Annotated in this window: 11 protein-coding genes; 9 read left to right on the top strand and 2 right to left on the bottom strand. The window is 59.1% G+C overall.

All coding sequences use genetic code 11. From position 1 onward, the window contains the following. The 3 genes from RCH93_RS12645 to RCH93_RS12635 form a co-directional block, all read left to right on the top strand. Positions 1 to 735 (top strand): trypsin-like peptidase domain-containing protein (locus RCH93_RS12645; protein WP_306548775.1); only part of this gene is annotated, 735 nt, incomplete at its 5' end. 186 nt (positions 736 to 921) lie between these two features. Beyond that, positions 922 to 1,926: a hypothetical protein gene (locus RCH93_RS12640; protein WP_306548774.1), complete on the top strand. Its 1,005-nt coding sequence runs from the start codon at positions 922 to 924 to the stop codon at positions 1,924 to 1,926. 199 nt (positions 1,927 to 2,125) lie between these two features. Further along, positions 2,126 to 2,593: a GNAT family N-acetyltransferase gene (locus RCH93_RS12635; protein ID WP_306548773.1), complete on the top strand. Its 468-nt coding sequence runs from the start codon at positions 2,126 to 2,128 to the stop codon at positions 2,591 to 2,593. Between the two features lie 292 nt (positions 2,594 to 2,885). Here the strand turns inward: RCH93_RS12635 and RCH93_RS12630 are convergent, their stop codons facing one another. Both RCH93_RS12630 and RCH93_RS12625 read right to left on the bottom strand, forming a co-directional pair. Then, complete coding sequence (locus tag RCH93_RS12630) at positions 2,886 to 4,580, bottom strand: FAD-dependent oxidoreductase (protein ID WP_306548772.1); 1,695 nt, start codon at positions 4,578 to 4,580, stop codon at positions 2,886 to 2,888. A gap of 192 nt (positions 4,581 to 4,772) precedes the next feature. Beyond that, positions 4,773 to 5,357: a TetR/AcrR family transcriptional regulator gene (locus RCH93_RS12625; protein WP_306548771.1), complete on the bottom strand. Its 585-nt coding sequence runs from the start codon at positions 5,355 to 5,357 to the stop codon at positions 4,773 to 4,775. Between the two features lie 370 nt (positions 5,358 to 5,727). Here RCH93_RS12625 and RCH93_RS12620 point away from each other — a divergent pair, with 370 nt between their 5' ends. The 6 genes from RCH93_RS12620 to RCH93_RS12595 all read left to right on the top strand — a co-directional run bounded on the left by RCH93_RS12620 (position 5,728) and on the right by RCH93_RS12595 (position 10,384). Beyond that, entirely contained in the window at positions 5,728 to 7,134 is a 1,407-nt protein-coding gene (locus tag RCH93_RS12620) for a sigma-54-dependent Fis family transcriptional regulator (protein ID WP_306548770.1), read from the top strand. Positions 7,135 to 7,298: 164 nt separating this feature from the next. Beyond that, on the top strand, positions 7,299 to 7,823 hold the full coding sequence (locus RCH93_RS12615) for a NifB/NifX family molybdenum-iron cluster-binding protein (RefSeq protein WP_306548769.1): 525 nt from the start codon (positions 7,299 to 7,301) through the stop codon (positions 7,821 to 7,823). A gap of 56 nt (positions 7,824 to 7,879) precedes the next feature. Then, positions 7,880 to 8,011, top strand: coding sequence for a hypothetical protein (locus tag RCH93_RS12610; protein WP_306548768.1), 132 nt, complete (start codon positions 7,880 to 7,882; stop codon positions 8,009 to 8,011). A 212-nt stretch (positions 8,012 to 8,223) separates the two neighbouring features. Further along, positions 8,224 to 8,622 (top strand): response regulator, encoded by a 399-nt coding sequence (locus RCH93_RS12605; RefSeq protein ID WP_306548767.1) that lies wholly within the window; start codon positions 8,224 to 8,226, stop codon positions 8,620 to 8,622. Beyond that, a complete protein-coding gene (locus RCH93_RS12600; protein ID WP_306548766.1) occupies positions 8,619 to 9,482 on the top strand; it encodes an ATP-binding protein in 864 nt (287 codons plus the stop codon). Before RCH93_RS12605 ends, RCH93_RS12600 begins: the two co-directional genes overlap by 4 nt. Beyond that, positions 9,470 to 10,384 carry a 4Fe-4S binding protein gene (locus RCH93_RS12595; RefSeq protein ID WP_306548765.1) on the top strand — a complete coding sequence of 305 codons (915 nt, stop codon included), beginning with the start codon at positions 9,470 to 9,472 and terminating at the stop codon, positions 10,382 to 10,384. The genes RCH93_RS12600 and RCH93_RS12595 overlap by 13 nt, the downstream gene beginning before the upstream one ends. Positions 10,385 to 10,399 lie beyond the last annotated feature (15 nt).

Raw genomic sequence — 10,399 nt, 5'->3', positions numbered from 1 at the left:
GCGCCCTGGGGCAAGGGCTCGGGATTTTTCATCACCGACACCGCCATTGTCACCAACAAGCATGTGGTCGAGCCGGACCGCAGCCAACTGGACGAAATCCGCCGCAAGGTCGAAACCGGGCGGCAGCTGATCAGCCTGGAACGGCAGAATATCGCCGATCTGCGCAACCGGCTGCAGCAGATGAACGACAGCCCAACCCGCCGCCAACTGGTGATCATCCTCCAGGAAAAGGAACGGCAACTCGCCCAGGTGCAGCCCGCCCAGGATGAGGCCGAGGCGCGGTTGAAGGAACTGGAAAAGCCGAAATCGACCTCGGACATCAAGGTCTTTCTCGCCGACGGCAGCGAGTACAGCGTCAATTCTTCACAGGTCAGCGCCAAGCGCGATCTGGCCCTGCTCTCGATCTATTCCTCCAAGGCGGCGCCGCTGAGACCTGCGCCCAAAAACAGCGGCCTGCGCCAGGGCGACAAGGTGTTCACCATCGGCAACCCGGTGGGCCTACGCAACACCGTCACCTCCGGCATCTTTTCCGGCTACCGCCAACACAAGGACACCGGCGAGATCATGCTGCAGACCGACGCGCCGATCAACCCCGGCAACAGCGGCGGCCCCTTGATCGACGAACGCGGCCAGGTGCATGGAGTCAACACCATGATCATCCGCGACACCCAGGGCATCGGTTTCGCCATCCCCATCCAAGAGGTGCTCGACGAGTTTTCGATTACGCCGCCGTGAGGGTGGATTGCCTGAACGGATTGCGACGCAAAGGCTTTGGCTACTTGCGTGACGCCCGCTCTCAGAACCAACGCTTTACGCATTGTTTCCCGCTGACCTTCCACACCTCGCAGGCAGGCACCGGATTGTAATCATTCAGCAAGCTCTTTAACGACCAGAAAATACCTATCAAAAGGGTAAGGGCGCATGAAAAAACTCAGAACTCTCTTTTACTTGCTAATCGCTGTCGCCTTGTGCATCAGCGCCAATACATCGGCAAAAGAGAATGCAGCGACGACAATTTCTTCCGATTTGCTCATCAAGAGCATATCGGATCAGGTAGAGCTTGCGAAACGAACAGAGAGCGAAGGAAAAAATGCGTCGATCTGGCTGTCAAAAGACAACACCGTCGCCATTGAAATAACAGAAGATAAAAACACCGTCGTAAAATCAAATCTATTTGTGCTTTTCCCAAGCAATCAAAAAGAAATTTTTACACGAAACTCATTGATTCTCGCGCAATATTTAAAAAATATCGCGCCAGGATGGAAGATGCCCGATGATTGGCCAAGATCAAATCTGAAAAATATGAGCCGGTTCAACCAAGATAAAAAATTTATCCACAATGGAAACATTATCAGCATATCTCATATAAAATCTCTCGGAGCATTGCTTGTTTCAGTTCAAAAAGACAACCCAACCGTAAAAAAATTGCCAAAAACAAGAAACAATCTTGATCTCGCCGTACATTGTGAAAAATTCGACATCCTTTCAAATTTCAAGGACAAGACGACAACATTCACCCTATCAACAGATTTACCAGAGCACACCACTATTCTTGCCAGCGTGAGTCGTTCTTATTGGGATGGAAACAATGAAAAAAAAGTTTTCGAATATTATAATAAAAAAATTTCCGTAAGGGATCTGAGAAAATTTATAACTGTAGTTATTGACGACGAAAAATTCAGGCTCAGGATGGCGCAAATGCAACAGCTTGCACCGTCGGTAGGAACCGGCAAGATGACGCTTCAAGTTTCTGAAAACATAGAGATCAACCTGATGGTGGCGATCAACCAAACGAACAATGCCTTCGGCAAAAACAATAAAAATCTGACAGGTCCGCTTGTGGAGACTGCCAACGGTTACAAAATGGTTCGCGCGAAAAAAGAATATGCGTCACCTGTAAAAACATCCAACTATGGGTCGTCTTAGCCTAAAAGCGGCAATTAGCGTGCGTGGCCCCGGATTGGGTTGCACTCCATCCGGGCTGCGAAAGCAGAAGGGAAACCGCGGTATCGTTTGCGCACCGGGAACCCGCTATCCATTGGCGGCACGGGCCTAGAGGCTCACCTTCGGTTCACGCTCCTTGAATCTTGCAGCGCACGTTTGCACGCGCGATAAAAAAATCATCATGACCGAAATCACCTTCGCCCTCCCCGCCGACGCCGAATCCATTTTGGAGTTGCAAAAACGCGCCTACCAATCGGAGGCGCAGCTCTACAACGATTGGTCGCTGCCGCCGCTGACGCAGTCGCTGGAATCCCTGCGTCATGAAATTGCAACCATCACCGTGCTCAAAGCCACCCGAGAGGCCGTTCTGGTCGGGTCGGTGCGGGCGGCCCTTGCCGGGGAGATCTGCGCCGTTGGCCGCCTCATGGTTGAACCCCGCCTCCAGGGTCAGGGGATCGGGTCGGCGCTGCTCAACGCCATCGAAGCCTGCTTCCCGACCGCCAGGACGTTTGAGCTGTTCACCGGAAGTCGCAGCCACGGCAACCTGCGCCTCTATCAACGCCACGGCTACGTCGAAACCCGACGCGAGGAAGTTTCTCCCCAACTCACCCTGGTTTTTCTTCGCAAGCAGATCCCGCCGGCGGCCTGATTGCTCTTCCCTGCAATAGCCGGAATGCTTGCGGATGGGATGGACACGTGGGGATGCTTGGAATTTGAGCCATGGCGGCGAACAGAATTGGACGCTGGAGCGTGGGAACGATCACGTCCTGGGGGTTTTATCGTGTACCCGGATTGCGCTGCGCTCCCTCCAGACTACTACCTGAAACCCGCCGTCCCCCACCTCCTGTTCCTCCCGCCCCAAAAAAAAACCGGCAAAGGCCGGATTCGCCGGAGCGAACCCTGCCCCTGCCGGGCAGGAGGACTAGACAACTCGGTTGGGGTTATTTCTTTCTAGGATAGGGCCAGGCCATGATGCCGCCTTCCATCACCTTGACGTTGGTGAAGCCGTGGGCGCGGAGGATACACTCGGCCTCGTAGCCGCGCAGGGAAATTTTGCAGAAGCAGATGATCTCGGCGTTTTTGTCCGCCGGCAGATCGGACAGGCGCGAGCGCAGGGCGCCCAGCGGAATCAGGTGCTCGCCGATGCCCAGATGCATCTCTTCAAATTCGTTGGGGTTGCGGCCGTCGAGGAAAAACGGCTTTTCGCCGGCGTCGAGTTTGCTCCGCACCTCCTGCACGCTCATGCCCGTCATCCGGCCCTTGAGCTTGTTCTGCATGACGTGGGCGGCGGTGATGAAGTGGTCGATGGCCGGCGAAAACGGCGGCGCATAGGGTAGATCGGCGTTGACCACGTCTTCGAGGGTGAGCTTGCCCTGGATGGCCATGGCGGCGGTGGCGATCTGGCGGCTGACGTCGCCCAGGCCCACGCATTGATAGCCGAGCACCCGCTGATCTTTGTCAACCAGCAGTTTGGAGATCAGGATTTTCGCGCCCATGAAGCCCGGTTTGTCGGGGCTGGCGTTGACCACCGTGGTGTAGCCGCTGAGGCCAATACGCTGGGCCGCCTTCTCGGAAAGCCCGGTGGAACCGGCGGCATAATCAAAAACCTTGCAGATGCCGGTGTGGATGGTTCCCGGAAAGGTGACGGAGGCGCCGCAGATGATGTTCTCGCCGACCACCCTCCCCTCAAGGTTGGCCAGATCGCCCATGGGCGCAAAGGCGGGATCGCCGGTGATGCGGTTGGGAATTTCGACGCAGTCGCCGGCGGCGTAGATGTCGGGGTCCGAAGTCTGCATGTACTGGTTGACTGTGATCCCGCCGAATTTGCCGATGGTCAGCCCGGCCTCCTTGGCCAGATCGCTGTTGGGCCGCACGCCAATGGCCATGACCGCCACGCCGCAGTCCAGCACCGTGCCGTCGGCCAGTTTGACGCCGGTGAGCTTGCCGTTCTCGCCCACGAATTCCTTGACGCCAATCCCGGTGAGCACCTTCGCGCCCTTGGCCTTGATGTGGTTTTCCACCAGCTTGGCCAAATCCCAATCCAGGAAGGTCAACACCTGATCCACCGCCTCAACCACGGTCACCTGAATGCCCGAGCCTTGCAGGGCCTCGCAGGCCTCCACGCCGATCAAACCGCCGCCGATTACCACCGCCTGCTTGACCTGTTTGTCGTCGCAAACCTTGCGCAGATAGTCGGTGTCGGCCATCGACAGCAGGGTGGTGACGCCGGCGAGTTTGATGCCCGGAATGGGCGGCATGTTGGCCCTGGCGCCGGCGGCAATCACCAGCTTGTCGTAGGCCAGGGTCTGCTCCTCGCCGGTTTTAAGATTACGGCAGACCACCTGCTTTTCCGCCCGTTTGATCGCAACGACCTCGGTCTCGACCAGGGCCGTGATCTTCTTGGCCTTCTGGAAAAAGACCGGATCGCGCACCACGCCGGCCGGGGTGCACAGCAACTGGCTGCGGTCGTTGAACGTGCCGCCCACATAGTAGGGATAGCCGCAGGAGGCCATGGACAGGTCCGGCGCCTTCTGAACAATGGTGATCTCGGCAAATTCGTCGAGTCTTCTCGCCTTGGCGGCGGCCTTGGCCCCGGCGGCCGAACCGCCGATCACAACAATCTTTTTAGTGGTCATGTGCTGCACTCCTGGTAAAGGTCAAAACAATTGCGCTCGCAAACGAGCGGATAGACGTCAACCTGCGTGACGGCGCACACTGCGGCGGGCCACACAGGGTTCACACCTTCAAAAAACGACGCTGCTTCTCCACGGCTGGCTGCTACGCTGCTGCAATGCTGCAGCGTCGCGACGGCCTAGGCAAACCCGCCATCAACTCAAGGCCCGCCTGGCCTGGATGGTCTGCAAGGCGAGCATCCCGAGAATGCCGCGAATGGCGCAAAAATAGGGCTCGTCGGAACCCGCCGCCTTGGCCAGCACATAGCCGCCCTGCATCACCCCGGCAATGGTTGCGGCCACGTCCTCGGGGTCGAGTTGCGGCGCAAATTCACCGCTCGCCTGCCCTTCGGCAAGCACCGTTGCCAGCCGCCTGCGCAGCCAGTCAAAGGTCTCGTCAACCGGTCGATGCAGATCGGGATTGGCGACAATCTCAGGGTCCTGGGTCAAACGGCCAAGCTGACAGCCGCGCAACACGTCCCGTTCGTTGAGCAGAAAGGATTCAATGCGCTCGTACGCGCCGCCCGACCCGGAGAGCCGGTCCTCGGCAAAGGCCCTGATCTGTTCGGCGCAACGCTGGATCGCCGCCAGGGCCAGATCGGATTTGCCGGCAAAATGGTGGTACATGCTGCCCTGCCCCACGCCGGCCCGTTGCTGAATCGCCTTGGGGCTGGTTCCCACATAGCCGCGCTCCCAAAGCAAGGCCTGTGTGCTTGTAATCAATCGTTCCCGTGCGTCCATGCGACCACCTCATTGGAAAATTTACATACCAGTAGGTACAATATCGATTTTGTTTGTGCAAGCACAATTATTGGCGGTGCGGGAAAATCAATTGCCGCGCTTCATGACAGCCACGCCCAAACAAGCACATTGGTTATCGGGTTGAAACACGATTCGTTTTCACCTATCCTCCCCATCTCCCCTTGCCGGCTGCGAACTTGCGGGGCGCGCGATCAGGCCGGCACGAACCGGCAACCTTGAAAGTGCTGCAGCCCAAATCCGCGCAACTTTTGTGCATAGGCTCAATTCCAAAGCTTGCCATCTTTCTGCGCGCTGATTATCAAAGGAGGTGTTGTTGAGGCAGGGCAAGAACCCCTTCAGGAAACGAGGCATGACCAAACACGGCAAGACCCAACCAACGAGCGGCGTCACCGACATCATATTGGAGAGCATCTCCGACGGCGTGTTCACGGTCGACCACGAATGGCGGATCACCTCGTTCAACCGGGCCGCCGAGGAGATCACCGGCGTCCCCCGCGACGAGGCCATCGGCCGCTTCTGTTGGGAGGTGTTTCGCTCCAACATGTGCGAGGGCGACTGCGCCCTGCGGCGGACCATGAAAGAGGGTCGCTCGTTTGTCAGCAGCTCGACCTACATCATCAACAGCGAAAAAAAACGCATCCCGATCAATGTTTCCACGGCCCCGCTGCGCGACGAATCAGGCGCAATCCTGGGCGGCGTCGAGACCTTCCGCGACAACACGGTGGTGGAGGAATTGCGCCGCGAGCTGAGCGGCAGTTTCCGCCAGGGCGACATGGTCAGCCGCAGCCCGTTGATGAAGAAGATCTTCGCGGTGCTGCCGCAGGTCGCCGAGAGCGATTCCACCGTGCTCATCGAAGGCGAAACCGGCTCCGGCAAGGAGATCATGGCCAAGGCCCTGCACGGGCTTTCCTCCAGGCGGGACAAGCCCTTTGTCGCCATCAACTGTGGCGCCCTGCCCGACGCCCTGCTCGAATCCGAGCTGTTTGGCTACAAGGCCGGGGCCTTCACCAACGCGACCCGCGACAAACCGGGCTACTTCAGCCAGGCCGACGGCGGCTCCATCCTGCTTGACGAGTTGGGCGAAACCAGCCCGGCCTTTCAGGTGAAACTGCTGCGGGTGCTCGAAGAGCGGGAATTCCAACCCCTGGGCGGGGTGAAGAAGGAGCGGGCCAATGTGCGCATCCTTGCCGCCACCAACCGCGACCTCGAAGCCCTGGTCGAGCAAGGAAAATTTCGCCGCGACCTCTTCTACCGGATCAACATCGTGCGCCTGCCGCTGCCGCCGCTGCGCGAGCGCAAGGAGGACATCCCCCTGCTGGTTGAGCGATTCATCGACAAGATGAACCGGCTGCGGGGCAAGATGGTGCGCGGCATCGAACCCGAGGCCCTGGAGCGCTTGATGAACCTTGATTATCCGGGCAACATCCGCGAACTGGAAAACATCATCGAGCACGCCTTTATCCTCTGCTCCCAGGGGCAGATCGGCCTCCAGCATCTGCCGGGCCGCTTGAGCGGGGCGTCTCCAACTGCGACCGCGCCTAAAGCCGCCAGCTCAGGTATCCGCGCCCTGCACCGGGCCACCGAGGAGGAGGCCATCCGCGAGGCCTTGGAGCGCAACGGCTACAACCGCTTGGCCGCCGCCCGGGAACTGGGCATGCACAAGAGCACCCTGTTTCGCAAACTGAAAAAACTGCAGATCGAGTTGCCGGAGATCGACGGCCGTCACTCAAACTCCACACCCCCAAGAGTCGCCTAATCGCAACCCTACAGGGGCGCACAGGGTCGCAATCACACCACAATGCGACCCTGCGTCGCGACCGGCAAACCGCAGCGCTTTATAAAAACAGCAATCATTCCAGACCTTTTGGCAAATAACCTGCGCTGTGCGCCATGTGGCACAGACCATGCTACAGGTAAGGCATGAAATACAAAGGCGCGGGACGAAAAATTGCAGTGACCGTCTGGGGACAGCGGGTGTCGCCGGTGTTCGACTCAGCGCGCACCCTGTTGATAGCGGAGATTGACGGCAACGTCCTGGTCGGCAGTTCGCACCTTGCCTTTGATCCCGAGCGCCCCCTGGAGCTGCTGCAGATGTTGCGGGCGCAACGGGTGACCCTGATTATCTGCGGCGCGGTTTCGGAAGGACCGGCAGCGATGATTGAGGCCGCCGGGGTGGAATTGATTCCTTTCATTGCCGGCGATGTCCGACAGGTCCTGGACAAATTTCTCCAAGGCCAACCCTTTAGCGCGGATTTCAGCATGCCGGGCTGCGGCAAGAACATCTGCTGCCGGGGCAAAATTCGCCGAGGCCGGGAGCTTGACCTCTCCCCTGGCGCTCCCGGCAGAGTTCGCGCCGGTCGAGCGGCTATCATTGAACAGAATGCGACAAACGAGGGCGGCAGCGCCGTTCCGGAAACGTCCGGGGCGACGACGAAGCAGGACTGAACACCGCCGGCAATAAGCGACGACACAACATGGAGGTATGAATATGCCTGGAATGGATGGAAAAGGCCCACAGGGAACCGGACCGCTTGGCCGAGGCCAGGGAAATTGCAAAAAAACTGGCGTTAAGCAAGGAACCACCCCAGACCCAACCCAACAACCAGCTGACAACGCTCAAACGCAAGGTTTAGGCAAAGGACAGGGAATGGGCCGAGGGTTAGGCCAGGGGCAAGGCAACCGCTGCCAGAACGACGGTCGCGGACAAGGGCAAGGGAGCGGCGGTGGTCGCGGCCAAGGAGGCGGCAACCGCTAAACATTCTGCCCTGCAACGCCACACACACAACACAACCAACAACACCGGTTGCCGGCAACGGCAACCGGCTTTTTTACAGAGAGGACAGACTTGACCATTTTATTCGTAGCCAAGGATTTTTCGCGATTTTCCCGCCTGGTCGACCGCTTGCGGCGCGAGCAGGACGTGGAGCTGGTTCCGGCCGCAACCGGGGCGAGCGGCCTGGAGCAACTCAGGGGCAAACGGTTGGATCTGGTGATTGTCGACGAACAACTCGACGACATGAGCGGGATTGAGTTCGTCAAACAGCTGGTCAAGGTCAACCCGCTGGCCAACACCGCCATTGTCGGTTCGCTTGAGGATGAGGCGTTCCACGAGGCCACCGAAGGATTAGGGGTTTTGATGCAGTTGCCCGCCCATCCGGACGAAAAAGACGGCGAGGCCCTGCTGGCGGTGCTGGCCAAGATCGCCATCCTGATGCAACCCGTCGCCCCCAAGGCCGCGTCATGATCATCAGCGTGGCCAGCGGCAAGGGCGGCACCGGCAAGACCACTATCGCCACCAACATGGCGCTGGCGCTGGGCGGCCGCGTGGAACTGCTTGATTGCGACGTCGAAGAGCCCAACGCCCATCTCTTTTTAAAACCAGTGATCGAGCGGACCCAAGGGGTGGAAACGCCCATCCCCCTGGTCGACGAGAGCAAATGCACCTTTTGCAAAAAATGCTCGGACATCTGCCGCTTCAACGCCCTGGCGGTGGTGGGCAAGCGGGTGCTGGTTTTTGCCGAACTCTGCCACAGCTGCGGCGGCTGCATGCTGGTTTGCCCTGAAGGCGCAATCACCGAGACCGGCCGCGAACTGGGGACGCTCAATTTCGGCAAGCGCGACGCCATCGGCTTTATCAACGGCCAGTTGCGGGTGGGCGAGGCCATGTCTCCGCCTCTGATCAAACGGGTGCGGGCGGCGGCTGATCCCGAGCGGATCACCATCATCGACGCCCCACCAGGCACCTCCTGCCCGGTGATTGCCGCCATGAACGGCACGGACTTTGTCCTCCTGGTCACCGAGCCCACACCCTTTGGCCTGCACGACCTCAAACTGGCGGTCGAGGCGGTCAAACTGCTCGGCATTCCCGCCGGGCTGGTGGTCAACCGGGCCGACATCGGCGACGACCAGGTCTTTGCCTACGCCGAAAACGGAGGATTGCCGCTGCTGCTGACCATCCCGTTTGACCGTAAGATTGCCGAGGCCTATTCCCGAGGCAAGATGATTGTCGAGGAGATGCCCGAGTGGCGGCAGCGATTCATCGACCTCTACCACACCATCGAAACCATCGTTCAAGGGAGCCGAGCTGCCGTATGCGCGAAATAGTGATTATCAGCGGCAAGGGCGGCACCGGCAAAACCAGCCTGACCGCCGCGTTCGCCGCGCTGGCGGCTGAAACCAACAACAGCGTGCTCTGCGACGCCGACGTCGACGCCGCCGACCTCCACCTGCTGATGCAGCCGGAGGTGCAACAACGCACCGATTTCATGGGCGGCAGCAAGGCCCAGATCAATCCAGAGCTTTGCACCGGATGCGGAACCTGTCGGACCATTTGCCGTTTCGGCGCCATCACCGAACAGTTTGAGGTCGATCCCATCCGGTGCGAAGGCTGTGGCGTTTGCGTCGATTTCTGCCCGGTTTCAGCCATTGACTTTCCGGTGCAGCGCTGCGGCGAATGGTACATCTCCAATACCCGCTTCGGGCCCATGGTCCATGCCCGCTTGGGGATTGCCGAGGAGAACTCGGGCAAGTTGGTCAGCCTGGTGCGCAAAGAGGCCCGACAACTGGCGGAACAACGCGGCGCTGACCTGATCCTCACCGACGGCCCTCCCGGCATCGGCTGCCCGGTGATCGCGGCCATCGGCGGGGCCACCGCCCTGGTGATTGTGGTTGAACCCACGGTTTCGGGCATCCACGACATGGAGCGGGTGATTGATCTTGCCGCTCATTTCCGGGTTCCGGGCATGGTCTGCGTCAACAAGTTCGATCTCAACCTCGAGATGACCGAGGCCATCGAACAGATGGCGCAAAAACGCAACATCGCGCTGTTGGGCCGGGCGCCGTTTGATCCGGTCTTCACCCATTCGATGGTGGCGGGAAAGACCCTGTTTGAATACGGCGAAGAGACGGCAACCCATCAACGGGTCCGGGAAATCTGGGCCAAAATCATCAACTCACCTTCCATGAACCCCTTGGGGATTGTGGACTTTAAAGCAACGATTCAATAATAACGGAGAAAAAAC

Origin of the sequence: Desulfobulbus sp., assembly GCF_030824455.1 — a bacterium.
GTDB lineage: Bacteria > Desulfobacterota > Desulfobulbia > Desulfobulbales > Desulfobulbaceae > Desulfobulbus.
This window is presented reverse-complemented; position numbering and strand designations above follow the sequence as displayed.

Bases quoted from the DNA above. Each gene is read 5' to 3' on its own strand.
- RCH93_RS12640 (WP_306548774.1), top strand. From the start codon at position 922: ATGAAAAAACTCAGAACTCTCTTTTACTTGCTAATCGCTGTCGCCTTG.
- RCH93_RS12635 (WP_306548773.1), top strand. From the start codon at position 2,126: ATGACCGAAATCACCTTCGCCCTCCCCGCCGACGCCGAATCCATTTTG.
- RCH93_RS12630 (WP_306548772.1), bottom strand. From the start codon at position 4,580: ATGACCACTAAAAAGATTGTTGTGATCGGCGGTTCGGCCGCCGGGGCC.
- RCH93_RS12625 (WP_306548771.1), bottom strand. From the start codon at position 5,357: ATGGACGCACGGGAACGATTGATTACAAGCACACAGGCCTTGCTTTGG.
- RCH93_RS12620 (WP_306548770.1), top strand. From the start codon at position 5,728: ATGACCAAACACGGCAAGACCCAACCAACGAGCGGCGTCACCGACATC.
- RCH93_RS12615 (WP_306548769.1), top strand. From the start codon at position 7,299: ATGAAATACAAAGGCGCGGGACGAAAAATTGCAGTGACCGTCTGGGGA.
- RCH93_RS12610 (WP_306548768.1), top strand. From the start codon at position 7,880: ATGGAAAAGGCCCACAGGGAACCGGACCGCTTGGCCGAGGCCAGGGAA.
- RCH93_RS12600 (WP_306548766.1), top strand. From the start codon at position 8,619: ATGATCATCAGCGTGGCCAGCGGCAAGGGCGGCACCGGCAAGACCACT.
- RCH93_RS12595 (WP_306548765.1), top strand. From the start codon at position 9,470: ATGCGCGAAATAGTGATTATCAGCGGCAAGGGCGGCACCGGCAAAACC.